Below are 14,798 nucleotides of genomic sequence, written 5' to 3'. Positions count from 1 at the left end.
TCGACGGCCGGCCGCACCCCTCGGGGCGCGGCCGGCCTGTCTGGTATCCCAGACCCCTTCGGCCGGTCTCCGGTCGTGCGGAACGGGCCGCCGGGTTGTGATGGACGGCATGCAACCCGTCGTGCAGTTGGGTCCGGAGACGTTGACCCGCGAGGACGTCCTGGCCGTCGCCCGGGAGGACGTGACCGTGCAGGTCACGGAGGCGGCGCGGGAGGCGGTCACGACCGCGCGCGCCCACATCGAGCGGCTGGCCGACGCGGAGACGCCCACGTACGGGGTGTCGACCGGGTTCGGCGCGCTGGCCGTGCGGCACATCCCGCCGGACCGGCGCGCGGCGCTCCAGCAGTCGCTGGTCCGCTCGCACGCGGCGGGCGCCGGGCCCGAGGTCGAGCGCGAGGTGGTGCGCGCGCTGGTGCTGCTGCGGCTGAAGACCCTCGCGTCCGGGCACACCGGCGTGCGGCTGGACACCGTCGAGGCGATGTCCGCGATGCTCAACGCCGGCATCACGCCCGTGGTGCACGAGTACGGCTCGCTCGGCTGCTCGGGCGACCTGGCCCCGCTGTCCGCGGCGGCGCTGGCGCTGACCGGCGAGGGGTTCGTCCGCGATCGGTCCGACGCGCTCGTGCCCGCCGCGCAAGCGCTTGCGGACGCCGGGATCAAGCCCGTGCGACTGGCCGAGAAGGAAGGCCTGGCGCTGATCAACGGCACCGACGGCATGCTCGGCATGCTGGTGCTCGCGCTGCACGACCTGCGCTACCTGCTCGACGTCGCGGACCTCACCGCCGCGATGAGCGTGGAGGCGCTGCTGGGCACCGACCGGGTGTTCGCCGCCGACCTGCACGCGCTGCGCCCGCACCCCGGCCAGGGCCGCTCGGCCGCGCGGATGGTCGAGCTGCTGCGCGACTCGGAGATCATGGCGAGCCACCGCGGTCCGGACTGCACCCGCGTGCAGGACGCGTACTCGCTGCGCTGCTCGCCGCAGGTGCACGGCGCGGCCCGGGACACCGTGGCCTACGCGGAGACCGTGGCGGACCGCGAGTTGGCCGCGGCGATCGACAACCCGGTGGTGCTGGCGGACGGCCGGGTCGAGTCGAACGGCAACTTCCACGGCGCGCCGATCGCCTACGTGCTGGACTTCCTGGCCATCCCGGTCGCGGACGTGGCGTCGATCGCCGAGCGCCGCACGGACCGGATGCTCGACCTCAACCGCTCGCACGGGCTGCCGCCGTTCCTGGCGCACGACCCGGGCGTGGACTCCGGGCACATGATCGCCCAGTACACCCAGGCCGCGATCGTGTCCGAGCTCAAGCGGCTCGCGGTGCCCGCGTCGGTCGACTCGATCCCGAGCTCGGCGATGCAGGAGGACCACGTCTCCATGGGCTGGTCCGCCGCGCGCAAGCTGCGCAAGTCCGTCGACGGCCTGCGCACCGTGCTGGCCGTCGAACTGCTCACCGCCGCGCGGGCGCTGGACCTGCGCGCGCCCCTCAAGCCCGCGCCCGCCACCGCGGCCGTCGTCGCGAAACTGCGCGAGAGCGTGCCCGGACCCGGTCCGGACCGCCACCTCGCGCCCGAGATCGCCGCCGCCGAAGACCTCATCCGAACGGGAGCACTGTGATGGTGGAAGCCGCCCGCGGCACCGAGTTGACCGCGCGCAGCTGGCCGACGGAGGCCGCGCTGCGCATGTTCCACAACAACCTCGACCCCGAGGTCGCCGAACGGCCCGAGGACCTCGTGGTCTACGGCGGCACGGGCAAGGCCGCCCGCGACTGGCCGTCGTTCCACGCGATCAGCCGCGAGCTGGCGCAGCTGGCCGACGACGAGACGCTGCTGGTGCAGTCCGGCCGACCGGTCGGCGTGATGCGGACCCACGAGTGGGCGCCGCGCGTGCTGATCGCGAACTCGAACCTGGTGCCGGACTGGGCGAACTGGCCCGAGTTCCGCAGGCTCGAGGCCGAGGGCCTGACCATGTACGGCCAGATGACGGCCGGCTCGTGGATCTACATCGGCACCCAGGGCATCCTCCAGGGCACCTACGAGACGTTCGCGGCCGTGGCGGACAAGCGGTTCGGCGGCACGTTGAAGGGCACCCTGACGGTGACCGCCGGCCTCGGCGGCATGGGCGGCGCGCAGCCGCTGGCCGTGACGATGAACGAGGGCGTGGCGCTGTGCGTCGAGGTCGACCCGCACCGCGCACAGCGCCGGGTGGAAACCCGCTACCTGGACGAGGTCGCGGACGACCTGGACGACGCGATCGCCCGCGTGCTGGCGGCCAAGTCCGAGGGCCGGGCGCTGTCCGTCGGCGTGATCGGCAACGCGGCCGAGGTGCTGCCCGAGCTGCTGCGCCGCGAGGTGCCGGTGGACATCGTGACCGACCAGACCTCGGCGCACGACCCGTTGGCGTACCTGCCGATCGGGGTGTCCACAGAGGACTGGTCGGACTACGCGGCGAAGAAGCCCGACGAGTTCACCGACCGGGCGCGGGCGTCGATGGCCGAGCACGTGGAGGCGATGGTCGGGTTCCAGGACCGCGGCGCCGAGGTGTTCGACTACGGCAATTCGCTGCGCGGCGAGGCGAAGCTCGGCGGGTACGACCGGGCGTTCGAGTTCCCGGGCTTCGTGCCGGCCTACATCCGGCCGTTGTTCTGCGAGGGCAAGGGCCCGTTCCGCTGGGCGGCGCTGTCCGGCGACCCGGCGGACATCGCGGCGACCGACCGCGCGATCCTGGAGTTGTTCCCGGAGAACGAGAAGCTCGCCCGGTGGATCAAGATGGCCGGTGAGCGCGTGGAGTTCCAGGGTCTGCCGGCGCGGATCTGCTGGCTGGGCTACGGCGAGCGGCACCTGGCCGGGTTGAAGTTCAACGAGATGGTGGCGTCCGGCGAGCTGTCCGCGCCGATCGTGATCGGCCGCGACCACCTGGACTGCGGCTCGGTCGCCTCGCCGTACCGGGAGACCGAGGCGATGGCCGACGGCTCGGACGCGATCGCGGACTGGCCACTGCTCAACGCGCTGGTCAACACCGCGTCCGGGGCCACCTGGGTGTCGATCCACCACGGCGGCGGCGTCGGCATCGGCCGGTCGATCCACGCGGGTCAGGTGACCGTGGCCGACGGCACGGAGCTGGCCGCCCAGAAGATCGAGCGGGTGCTGACCAACGACCCGGGAATGGGCGTGATCCGGCACGTGGACGCGGGGTACGGGATCGCCTCGGACGTGGCCGCGCGCAAGGGCGTGCACATCCCCATGGCGGGTGGGAATGACTGACCTGGCGGACCTCGCGTCGGTCGGCCGGGACACCCGGCGCGGCGGCTACTCGCGGCACGGGTTCGACTCCGTGGAGCTGGAGCTGCGGACCTGGTTCGAGGAGGAGGCCGGTCGGCGCGGGCTCGACGTGGAGCGCGACCGCAACGGTAACCTGTGGGCGTGGTGGGGCGCGCCCGGTCCGGACGCGGTGATCACCGGCAGCCACCTGGACTCGGTGCCCGGCGGCGGCGCGTTCGACGGGCCGCTGGGCGTGGTGTCCGCGTTGCAGGCGGTGGACCTGTTGCAGGCCAAGGGTTTCCGCCCCGCCAAGCCGTTCGCGATCGTGGTGTTCGTCGAGGAGGAGGGCGGGCGCTTCGGCGTGGCGTGCCTCGGTTCCCGGCTGCTCTCCGGCGCGATCACGCCCGAGGCCGCGTGCCGGCTGACCGACGCCGACGGGGTGTCGTTCGGCGAGGCGGCCCGGGCGGCGGGCTACGACCCGGCGTTGATGGGCCGTGATCCTGTCGCGCTGCAACGGATCGGGCGGTTCGTGGAGCTGCACGTCGAGCAGGGCCGCGGCCTGGAGGTGCCGGTCGGGGTCGCGAGTTCGATCCTGGCGCACGGCCGGTGGCGGTTCTCGTTCCGCGGCGAGGGCAATCACGCCGGCGCGACGCTGATCGAGGACCGGCGCGACCCGATGATCCCGGCCGCGCAACTGGTCGTGGCGGCGCGCAGGGCGGCCACCGCCGGCGCCCGGGCGACCGTGGGCCGGCTGGTGCCCAATCCCGGCGGTACCAACGTGATCGCGTCGTCGGTCGACGTGTGGCTGGACGCGCGGGCCGGTGACGACGCGCGCACCCGCGAGGTGGTCGCCGAGATCACCGGGGCGGCCCGGAGCGCGGCGGCGGACGAGGGGTGCGCCGTCGAGGTGACCGAGGAGTCGTACGGCGACACGGTGCACTTCGACCCCGCGTTGCGCGACGAGTTGGCCGGGGTGCTGGGCGGCGTGCCCGCGCTGCCGACCGGTGCCGGCCACGACGCGGGCATCCTGGCCGCGCACGTGCCGACCGCGATGCTGTTCGTGCGCAACCCGACCGGCGTCAGCCACGCGCCCGAGGAGTACTCCTCGCCGGAGGACTGCGCGGCGGGCGTGGTGGCGCTGGCCTCGACGCTGGAGCACCTGGCCCGGTGAAGAGCTACTGGTGCGAGCGCGCGTGGTTGCCGACCGGGTTGACCGACCGGGTGCTGGTGCGGGTGTCCGCGTCCGGCGACATCACCTCGGTGTCCACAGTGGACACCATCCCCCTCGGCGTCGAGCGGTTGTACGGGGTGGTGCTGCCGGGGTTCGCCAATGCGCACTCGCACGCGTTCCACCGGGCCCTGCGCGGCCGGACGCACGGTGACGGCGGCACGTTCTGGACGTGGCGCGAGCGGATGTACGCGCTGGCCGAGCGGTTGACGCCGGAGAGCTACCTGCGGCTGGCGCGCGCGGCGTACGGAGAGATGGCGGTCGCGGGCGTGACGGCGGTGGGGGAGTTCCACTACCTGCACAACGGCGGCAACGAGATGGCCGAGGCGCTGCGCCAGGCCGCCGCCGACGCCGGTGTCCGGTTGACCCTGCTGGACGCGTGCTACCTCGCGGGCGGCATCGGGCAGCCGGTGAGCGGCGTGCAGGAGCGGTTCTCCGACGGCACGGGGGAACGCTGGGCGCAGCGGGTGTCGGGGCTCGCGCAGGACGCGAACACCCGCGTCGGCGCGGCGATCCACTCCGTGCGCGCGGTGCCGCGGGAGGAGTTGTCGCTGGTGGCGACCGCCTTCCCGGACCGGCCGCTGCACGTGCACCTGTCCGAGCAGCCCGCCGAGAACGAGGCGTGCCTGGAGGCCTACGGGCTCACCCCGACCGCGCTGCTCGCGGAGGCGGGCGCGCTCGGTCCGCGCACCACGGCCGTGCACGCCACCCATCTGTCCACAGAGGACATCGGGCTGCTCGGCGGTTCCGGCACCGGCGCGTGCTTCTGCCCCACCACGGAGGCCGACCTCGCGGACGGCATCGGCCCGGCCCGCGAACTCGTGGACGCGGGCAGCCCGCTGTCGCTGGGCAGCGACCAGCACGCCGTGGTGGACCCGCTGCTCGAGGCGCGGGCGCTGGAGCACGGCGAACGGTTGCGCACCGGCAACCGCGGCCGGTTCACGCCGGCGGAGTTGATCGACGCGCTGACCAACCACGCCTCGATCGGTTGGGACGCCGGGAGGATCGCGGTCGGCGCGCCGGCCGACCTGGTCGCGGTGCGGCTGGACTCGGTCCGCACCGCCGGGGTCGACCCGGCGCAGGTGGTGCTCGCCGCGCACGCCTCCGACGTGGCGGTGGTGGTGTCCGGTGGACGGGTGGTCGCGCGCGACGGCGTGCACGAGGGGTTGGGTGACGTGGCGGTGCTGTTGCGGGAATCCGTGCGGGAGTTGACGACGTGACGAGCACCCTGGTGACCGGCATCGGCGAGCTGACCACCAACGACGAGGAGCTGGGCCGACCGTCCGACGCTGCGCTGGTCCTCGTCGGCGACCGGATCGCGTGGGTCGGCGCCGCCGCGGCCGCGCCCGACGCCGACCACCGGGTCGACGTCGGCGGTCGGGCGGTGCTGCCGGGGTGGGTGGACAGCCACACGCACCTGGTGTTCGCGGGCGACCGGACCGCCGAGTTCGAGGCCCGGATGGCCGGAAAGCCTTATGCCGCAGGGGGAATCGCGACCACGGTGCACGCCACCCGCAGCGCGTCGGACGAGGAGTTGGCCGCGACCGTGCGCCGGCTCGTCCGCGAGGCCGTCGCCCAGGGCACCACCACCCTGGAGACCAAGACGGGCTACGGGCTCACCACCGCCGACGAGGTGCGGTCGGCCCGGATCGCGGCCGAGCACGTGGACGAGGTGACGTTCCTGGGCGCGCACCTGGTGCCGCCGGGCGCGGACGCCGACGAGTACGTCGCGCTGGTGGTCGGCGACATGCTGGCCGCCGTGGCGCCGCACGTGCGGTGGGCCGACGTGTTCTGCGAGAAGGGCGCGTTCGACGCGGACCAGTCCCGCGCGGTGCTGGAGGCGTGCGCGGACCGGGGTCTCGGCCTGCGGGTGCACGGCAACCAGCTCGGCGAGGGACCGGGGGTGGCGCTGGCGGTCGAGCTGAGCGCGGCCAGCGTGGACCACTGCACCTACCTGTCGGCCGCGGACGTGGACGCGCTGGCGGGGTCGACCACGGTCGCGACGCTGCTGCCCGCGTGCGACCTGTCCACCCGGCAGTCCCTGCCGCCCGCCCGCACGCTGCTGGACGCGGGCGCGACGGTCGCGCTGGCGAGCAACTGCAACCCGGGCAGCTCCTACACCACGTCGATGGCGTTCTGCGTCGCGACGGCCGTGCTCCAGATGGGGTTGACGGTGCAGGAGGCGGTGTACGCGGCCACGAAGGCGGGCGCGGTGGCGTTGCGCCGGGAGGACGTGGGCCACCTCGCGGTCGGCGCCCGCGCGGACCTGCACGTGCTGGACGCGCCGTCGGTCACCCACCTCGCCTACCGCCCCGGCGTGCCGCTCACGCACGCGGTGTGGCGCAAGGGGGAGCGGGTCGTCTAGAGGTCGGCCAGGTAGTCGTCGAGCGGGGTCAGCGGTGCCCACAGCTGCTCGAAGTGCTCGCTGAAGTAGCGCAGGAACACCGGGCTCTCCACGCTGAGCCCGCTCAACCCCTGCCTGGCCCGCCCGGAGAACGCGAGGAACGTGGTCGAGTCGTCCAGCAGCGCCATGTTCAACCCGTCGGCGCGCGGCGACCACGCCATCACCCGCGCCTCGTAGTTCAGCACGTCCCGGGTCGCCGCGAAGTGCTGCCGCAACCAGTCCGCCATGAGCCGCTCGGGCTGCCCGTCGGTGGACCGCACGCCGATGATCCGCCGCACCGACCGCGCGCCCGGTTTGCTCGCCCACTCCAGCATCGTGGCGAAGTACCGCGCGGCGGCCTCGCTCGTGTACTGGGTCGGCGGGTGCTGCCGGATGTAGGTGACCCGGATTTCCGACCGGGTTTCCGCAATTCGGCGGGCGCCCGCGCCGTAGAACTCCTCGTTGTCCCGGTACCAGGTGACGTCGAGCGAGTGGCGCCCGCCGAACAGGTCGCCCTCCTGCTCGCCGATGTCCGGTTCCCGGGTGCCGAGCGAGATGTCCAACCACAGGTCGTGCAACCGGGTGATCTTCTGCTCGTCCGCGCCGCATTCGCGGGCGTACTTCTCCACGAACTGCCACCTGGGCAAACGGTGCCCGTTGAGCACCGCGGACACCGACTGCCGGCTGTACCCGATCTTGTGCGCCAGCGCCTGTTCGCTCGGGTTCCCACACCGGAGTCGCAATTCGCGCAATTCGTCAAGGAGTGGAATCACGTGCGGCAGTGGGCCCGGCATGGCTGCCCTTCCGTGAGTGCTCGCGGATGTCGCCATGATGTCACACGACTGATCTTCATTGAGCGTACTTGTCCGCCGATCGCGCATTGCGACCCGATCGGGGGTGACACTCGGCGGCACAACCAACCGAGGGGATTCACCGTGAAGACGGAACACTGGTCGATCCGGGTAGCACCACTCGTCGGCGCCTGGGTCGCCGCCGCGCAGTGCTTCGGCGCGAGCCGCGAAGCAGTCCTGGCCGGCTGCGTCCTGGCCCTGGGAACCGCCCTACGCCGCCACGAGTGTTGCCGCGCACCGGACGTGATCGAACGCGAGGTGCTGTTGTGGACCTGCGGCGGCCCGCCGATCGTCCGCCACGAACGCGTCTGCCGCGCGTGCGGCCACCTCCACTCCCGAACGTGAGCCCTACTCGTCGCGGGCGAGCACGATCGCCTCGTTCATGGGTAACCGCCCACTCGCCCGCCCTTCCACGAACCGCACCACGCGTGCCACGGCCACCAACCGCTCCGAGGTTTTCGGGTCGACCTCACGACGTAGACAGTGCAGAGCGAGCCTCACCTCGGCCGCGACCGCCGCGGTCGGCTCGGTCTCCCCGCGCAGCAAGGGAACCGCGGTGGCCTGTAACCACCGCACGCAGACGCCGGCCCACGACTTCCGGTAGGTCGGCAGAGCCGCCACCGTCGCGGCTGCCCGCTCGGGTGACCACAGGTTCGGGAAGTCCGGCAGCGGCGTCTCGGTGCCGAACTGCCCCAACCAGCCGAACAGATCGGTCCGCAGGTCGGTGAGGTCGGCCAGCGCCTTGCCGAGCACGTCGACCAGTGCTCTCGCGGCATCACCCGGCAGGCGGGCCACGAAGTCGGAGGCAAGCGGCCACGCCCGGTCGGACACCTCCACGGCGGCCTGGGACCTGATGCGCGAGAACAGGTTCACGGCTTCGATGTCGGCCACGTAGGGCCGATCCCGGACTGCGTTCTGAGGATGTAGGACGACGATGATGTCGCGTAGCCTCTTGGCTTCCGCCAGCAGGAGGTGGGCGGTCATCAGGTCCTTGGACGTGAGCGAGGGTTCGGTCATCTCATCCCACCGGTAGGACTGCTCACCTGAGAAGTGCACCATCCGCCTCTCCAGTGCGCGGACGACCACCGGTATCCCGACCTCCTCCTCGCTCGGCAACCGGTGCGCGATGCCCGTGATCGCGCTCGCCCACTCCGCGAACCCCAGCGCGTCCTCCTGCCAGATCCCGTACCACCGCCGCTCACCATGCCCCTTGTGGTTGCGGTACAGGGAGTACAGCTCCGGCGTGATCGGCTTGACGCACACCAGCCCACCACTTGGCGCGCGCACGACCTGAGACAGGTGCCGGCTCACCAACACCGCGCCCAGATGCCGACGTCGGTCCTCCGGCACGGCCGGATCAACCGCAGCCGTCGCCAATCCCGCCAACTCCGCCTTCAACTCCGGCGCGAGTTCGTTGCTCTCCTCCGCGCAGTGCAGCGCCAAATCCAGCGCCCGCACCGACTGCGACGCCAGGCACGCCCGCACCACCGCGTCCCCGTCGGACCTCGCCACGTACAGCAGCGTCGTCTCGCGCCACCAGAGGTCGTCCACCGACGCCGTCAGCGAACCTCCCAAGCCCTTCTCCCGCAGGTGCGCGGAAGCCAGGTACTCCTGGAACGTCTGGTGCGCGAACGCGTACTGCCCGTTCTCCCGCTCCACCAGCAAACCCGACGACACCACCTCGGCCAGGAAGTCGGCCGCGCCGACCTCATCGGTCATCCGGCGCAACGCGGGTTCGAACCGCGACAGTGCGGCCTCCCGCGGCACGTCGCGGACCCGTTTCACCATCATCCAGTAGGCCAACCTGCGCACCAGCGCGACCTTCCGGTCGCCGGTCAGCGCCGACGGCAGCCGCTTGGCCTCCTGCCTCCGCCACAGCAACGCCTGGCAGATCTCCTGGTACAGGTCGGCCCGCCCGGCCGGCAGCGCGCCCCGGAACAGGTGCACGTTGACGAGCATGGTCAGCAGCAACGGGTTCACCGTCAGGTCGTGCAGGGAAGGGTTGTGCGCCAACAACTCCAGCAGCGCGTTCGCGGCACGGGCGGCCGCCGCCGCGGTGTCCTCGCCCTCCTGCGCCCGGTGCCGCTCGACCACCCGGTACCAGCCGTGCACGAACCGCGACACCTGCTCCTCGGTGAAGTGCCGCACCTGGAACGCCGTCGCGCCCGCCAACGGCGCCGACTCGTACCCGCCGGGCCGGGACGTGAGCACGAAGTCGTTGCGGGAGTAGCGCTGCACCTGCCGCTCGACCCAGCGCGACACCCGCACCCGGTGCTCCTGGTCGGCGACCTCGTCCAACCCGTCCAGCAGCACGACGCACGCGCCGTCGGCCAACCTGCGCTCGAACCACGGCACACCGCCCGGCGGCCCGTTGCGCGCGACCTCCTCGCCTGCCAACGCCGACAGCGCCACGTCGGGCGACTCCACGATCGCGGCCACGTGGTCGCGCAGGTACAGCAGCACCGGCACCCGCCGCGCACCCCGCCCGCGCGCGAGCCGCTGCGCGGTGTGCCGCAACAAGGTCGTCTTGCCGCTGCCCGGCGCGCCCACGACGGCGAGCACCGCGGGCTCCGACCGACCCAGCAGGTCCCCGATGGCCCACCGCCGCGCCGCCCGCGCGGGCGAGGTGCCGAGCACGTCGCCCGGAACCTCGTGCACCGGCCGCGGCACGAGGCTCAGGTCAACGAACACCTCGTCCAGGCGCGGGTTGTGGAACCCGCTGGTCGCCAACCCCTTGAGGTCCACCGCGCGCAGCCCGGCCGTCAGCCACTCCCGGTACCGGCGGTCGAAGCGGTCGAACCACACAGCGGTATTCCTTCCGACGGGGAAAAGCGCCGGTGGAAGCGGAAAGGGCACCCGCGGTGTCCGCGAGTGCCCTTCCTGCCGAACGGGGACCGTCAGTCCTCCGGGTCGTCCTCGTCGTCCCGCGCCAGGAATGTGGCCAGGCGCTCGACGGCCGTCTCGAACTCCGGGTTGCGGTCCACGAACACGCGCAACCGGTCGGCCAGCCAGGCGAGGGTGATCTCCTCCTCGCCCCGGCGGGCCTCCAGCTCCTCGATGCCCCGGTCGGTGAAGTACACGGTTACTCGAACGCCTTCGTGATGACCTCGCGCTGCTCCACCTCGTGCACCTTCGAGGAACCGGCCGACGGCGCGGCCATCGGACGGCGCGAGGCGCGCTTCAGGGAGAACCGCGAGGGCAGCAGCTCCGGCAGGGCCAGACCGTAGAACGGCCACGCGCCCTGGTTCGCCGGCTCCTCCTGCACCCACACGATCTCGGACGCGTTCGGGTAGCGCTCCAGCGCCAGACCCAGCTTGCGGGCCGGCACCGGGTACAGCTGCTCGACGCGCACGACGGCGGTGTCCTTCTCCGCGCGCTTCTCCTGCTCGGCGGCCAGCTCGTAGTAGATCTTGCCGCTGCACAGCAGGACGCGCTTCACGCCGGCCGGGTCGATGCCCGAGGGGTCGTCGATCACCGACTGGAAGCGGTCCTCGATGAACGGCTCGACCGGGCTCGTCGCGACCTTCGAGCGCAGCATCGACTTGGGGGTGAAGACCACCAGCGGCCGGTTGACGCCGTCCAGCGCGTGCCGGCGCAGCAGGTGGAAGTAGTTCGCGGGCGTCGACGGCACCGCGATCGTCATCGAGCCCTCCGCGCACAGCTGGAGGAACCGCTCGATGCGACCCGAGGTGTGGTCGGGACCCTGGCCCTCGTGGCCGTGCGGCAGCAGCAGCACGACGTCGGAGACCTGACCCCACTTGGCCTCGCCGGAGGAGATGAATTCGTCGATCACCGGCTGGGCGCCGTTGACGAAGTCGCCGAACTGCGCCTCCCACAGCACCAGCGCGTCCGGGTTCGCCACCGAGTAGCCGTACTCGAAGCCCAGCGCCGCGAACTCGGAGAGCACCGAGTCGTAGACCATGAACTTGCCCTGCTCGTCGGACAGGTTCTGGAGCGGCGTGTACTCCTCGCCCTTCTTGCGGTCCACCAGCGTGGCGTGCCGCTGCACGAACGTGCCGCGCCGCGAGTCCTGGCCCGCCAGGCGGATCGTGCGACCCTCCAGCACCAGCGACCCGAACGCCAGCAGTTCGGCGAACGCCCAGTCGATGCCACCCTCGCGCGCCATCTTCGCCCGGCGCTCCAGCACCGGCTTGACGCGCGGGTGCGGGGTGAAGCCGTCGGGCAGGTTCACGTGCGCGTCGGCGATGCGCTCGATCACCGAGCGGTCGACGCCGGTGGGCAGCTTGGCCGGGACCTGCTGCTCCTGCTCGATCGACGGCGACGTCTTGATCGGGTGCTTCTCCAGCTCGCGCACCTCGTTGAAGACGTGCTCGAGCTGCGAGGAGAAGTCCTGCAACGCCTTCTCGGCCTCTTCGACCGAGATGTCGCCACGACCGATCAGCGACTCGGTGTAGGTCTTGCGCACCGAGCGCTTGGTGTCGATCACGTCGTACATCGCCGGCTGCGTCATCGAGGGGTCGTCGCCCTCGTTGTGGCCGCGGCGGCGGTAGCAGACCATGTCGATCACGACGTCCTTGTTGAACGCCTGCCGGTAGTCCACCGCCAGCTTCGCGACCCAGTAGCACGCCTCCGGGTCGTCGCCGTTCACGTGGAAGACCGGCGCGCCGATCATCTTCGCGACGTCGGTCGAGTACTTCGAGGACCGCGAGTTCTCCGGCGCGGTGGTGAAGCCGACCTGGTTGTTGACCACCACGTGCACCGTGCCGCCGGTGCGGTAACCGCGCACCAGGGCCAGGTTCAGCGTCTCGGCGACCACGCCCTGACCGGCGAACGCCGCGTCGCCGTGCATCGCGACGGGCAGCACCGAGAAGCCCTCGCCGCCCTTGTCCAGGATGTCCTGCTTGGCCCGGACGATGCCCTCGAGCACCGGGTCCACGGCCTCCAGGTGCGACGGGTTGGCGGTCAGCGACACCTTGGTCTCGCCGTCGCCGAACATCCGGAAGTACTTGCCCTCGGCGCCGAGGTGGTACTTCACGTCGCCGGAGCCGTGCGCCTGGCCCGGGTCGAGGTTGCCCTCGAACTCGCGGAAGATCTGCGAGATCGGCTTGCCGACGATGTTCGCCAGCACGTTCAGCCGGCCGCGGTGCGGCATGCCGATGACGACCTCGTCCAACTCGTGCTCGGCGGCCTTGTCCAGCACCGCGTCGAGCAGCGGGATGACCGTCTCGCCGCCCTCGAGCGAGAACCGCTTCTGGCCGACGTACTTGGTCTGGAGGAAGGTCTCGAACGCCTCGGCGGCGTTGAGCTTCGACAGGATGTACTTCTGCACGGTGGCCGGCGGCTTCTCGTGCGGCACCTCGACGCGCTCCTGGATCCAGAGGCGCTCCTCGGGCTCCAGGATGTGCATGTACTCGACGCCGACCGTGCGGCAGTACGAGTTGCGCAGCACGCCCAGGATGTCCCGCAGCCGCATCCGCTCCTTGCCGGCGAAGCCGCCGACCGGGAATTCGCGGTCCAGGTCCCACAGGGTGAGGCCGTGCGAGAGCACGTCCAGGTCCTGGTGGCTGCGCTGGCGGTAGTTCAGCGGGTCCGTGTCGGCCATCAGGTGGCCGCGGGTGCGGAACGCGTCGATCAGCTCGATGACGCGCGCGGTCTTGTCGACCGCGCCCTCGGGGATGTCGGCGACCCAGCGGATCGGCTCGTACGGCAGCCGCAGCGACGTGAACACGTCGTCGTAGAAGCCGTCCTCGCCCAGCAGCAGCTGGTGGATCCGCTTGAGGAACTCGCCGGACTCGGCGCCCTGGATGATCCGGTGGTCGTACGTGGAGGTCAGCGTGATGATCTTGCTGACGCCCATGTCGGTCAGGGCCTGCTCGGAGGTGCCCTGGAAGTGCGCGGGGTACTCCATCGCGCCCACACCGATGATCGCGCCCTGACCCGCGGTGAGGCGCGGAACCGAGTGGTTCGTGCCGATCGTGCCCGGGTTGGTCAGCGAGATGGTGGTGCCGGAGAAGTCGTCCGAGGTCAGCGACCCCGAACGGGCCTTGCGGATCAGGTCCTCGTAGGCCTGCCAGAACTGCGTGAACGTCATGTTCTCGCAGCCCTTGACCGACGCCACGACCAGCGTGCGGGTGCCGTCCTTGCCGGGCAGGTCGATCGCCAGGCCGAAGTTCACGTGCTCCGGCGTGACGACGAACGGCTTGCCGCCGACGTCGGCGAAGTGCCGGTTCATGTTCGGGTACGCCTGGAGCGCCCGGACCACCGCGTACCCGATCAGGTGGGTGAAGGAGACCTTCCCACCGCGGGTGCGCTTGAGGTGGTTGTTGATCACGATGCGGTTGTCGGCCAGCAGCTTGGCCGGCACGGCGCGCACGCTGGTCGCGGTCGGAACGGTGAGCGACAGCTCCATGTTCTTCGCGATCGCGGCGGCGGCGCCGCGGAGCTGCTTCTGCTCCTCGGTGGCCTGCTCCTTGACCGGCGCGGCCTTGGCGGCCTGCGCGGGCGCGGGCTTGCCGGTGGGCGGCAACGACGAGGCCGGCTTCGGCTGGGCCGGCGCCGGTGCCTTCACCGCAGGCTTGGGGGTCGGCTTCGTGGCGGTGGCGGTGGCGGTGGTCGCGCCCGGCGTGTCGCCCCCGGAGCCCGAGCCGTTCTCCGCCCCCGTCGCCGCACCCGCGCCGTTGCCCGACCGCTGCGTCGACTTGTAGTCGGCGAAGAAGTCGTGCCAGGCGGGGTCTACGGACGAGGGGTCCGCGAGGAACTGCTCGTACATCTCCTCGACCAGCCACTCGTTGGGGCCGAACTGTGAAGCAGGACTGCTGCTGGACACGGCCGGTGCTCGCCTCTATCCATCTCGCTTGTGGTGTTGACAGAACTCATGGTCAGGCTAGTCCCCCGACCGGTGCACTTCATAAGCGGGACGGGCCGGGCAACGAGGTCTCGGTCACAGGATCGATCAGGACATCGATCGTGTTAGTCGACTTGGGCATCGCTTGAGGTAGAAGCCTTGTCCGTCTCATCAGGCCCGGCTATCGGGACACCCTCCGACGGTAGTCCGACCGTGGCCGGCCGAACCATCCGCCAGGCGTATTCAACCGCCAGGTTGACAACACCCGCACAC

The 14,798-nt window shown here is 71.6% G+C and carries 9 protein-coding genes; 5 read left to right on the top strand and 4 right to left on the bottom strand.

The genetic code is table 11. The features are described from left to right. Positions 1-109: 109 nt before the first annotated feature. From hutH to hutI, 5 genes are read left to right on the top strand one after another with little or no spacing between them, the layout of a single operon-like run. Complete coding sequence (gene hutH / locus AB0G50_RS20470; protein WP_360110760.1) at positions 110-1,615, top strand: histidine ammonia-lyase; 1,506 nt, start codon at positions 110-112, stop codon at positions 1,613-1,615. Beyond that, positions 1,615-3,261 (top strand): urocanate hydratase, encoded by a 1,647-nt coding sequence (gene hutU, locus AB0G50_RS20465; RefSeq protein ID WP_360110757.1) that lies wholly within the window; start codon positions 1,615-1,617, stop codon positions 3,259-3,261. Before hutH ends, hutU begins: the two co-directional genes overlap by 1 nt. Next, complete coding sequence (locus tag AB0G50_RS20460; RefSeq protein WP_360110754.1) at positions 3,254-4,429, top strand: allantoate amidohydrolase; 1,176 nt, start codon at positions 3,254-3,256, stop codon at positions 4,427-4,429. The genes hutU and AB0G50_RS20460 overlap by 8 nt, the downstream gene beginning before the upstream one ends. After that, positions 4,426-5,706, top strand: a complete 1,281-nt coding sequence (locus AB0G50_RS20455) for a formimidoylglutamate deiminase (RefSeq protein WP_360110751.1) — start codon at positions 4,426-4,428, stop codon at positions 5,704-5,706. Before AB0G50_RS20460 ends, AB0G50_RS20455 begins: the two co-directional genes overlap by 4 nt. Then, positions 5,703-6,851: an imidazolonepropionase gene (gene hutI, locus AB0G50_RS20450; protein WP_360110748.1), complete on the top strand. Its 1,149-nt coding sequence runs from the start codon at positions 5,703-5,705 to the stop codon at positions 6,849-6,851. Before AB0G50_RS20455 ends, hutI begins: the two co-directional genes overlap by 4 nt. Here the strand turns inward: hutI and AB0G50_RS20445 are convergent. The 4 genes from AB0G50_RS20445 to AB0G50_RS20430 form a co-directional block, all read right to left on the bottom strand. Further along, the gene (locus AB0G50_RS20445) at positions 6,848-7,663 is read right to left on the bottom strand and encodes a helix-turn-helix transcriptional regulator (RefSeq protein WP_360110745.1); all 816 of its coding nucleotides are present in this window, start codon (positions 7,661-7,663) and stop codon (positions 6,848-6,850) included. The two genes, hutI and AB0G50_RS20445, sit on opposite strands and share 4 nt — an antisense overlap. A 405-nt stretch (positions 7,664-8,068) precedes the next feature. Then, positions 8,069-10,525 (bottom strand): NACHT domain-containing protein, encoded by a 2,457-nt coding sequence (locus AB0G50_RS20440; RefSeq protein ID WP_360110742.1) that lies wholly within the window; start codon positions 10,523-10,525, stop codon positions 8,069-8,071. Between the two features lie 92 nt (positions 10,526-10,617). Next, entirely contained in the window at positions 10,618-10,800 is a 183-nt protein-coding gene (locus AB0G50_RS20435; protein WP_360110739.1) for a DUF6104 family protein, read from the bottom strand. Between the two features lie 2 nt (positions 10,801-10,802). Beyond that, positions 10,803-14,507 (bottom strand): multifunctional oxoglutarate decarboxylase/oxoglutarate dehydrogenase thiamine pyrophosphate-binding subunit/dihydrolipoyllysine-residue succinyltransferase subunit, encoded by a 3,705-nt coding sequence (locus AB0G50_RS20430; RefSeq protein WP_360110736.1) that lies wholly within the window; start codon positions 14,505-14,507, stop codon positions 10,803-10,805. Between the last annotated feature and the right edge of the window lie 291 nt (positions 14,508-14,798).

This window comes from Actinosynnema sp. NPDC020468 (assembly GCF_040642015.1).
Taxonomy (GTDB): domain Bacteria; phylum Actinomycetota; class Actinomycetes; order Mycobacteriales; family Pseudonocardiaceae; genus Actinosynnema.
The sequence above is the reverse complement of the archived record's forward strand: the minus strand, read 5'-3'. Positions and strand labels throughout refer to the sequence as shown.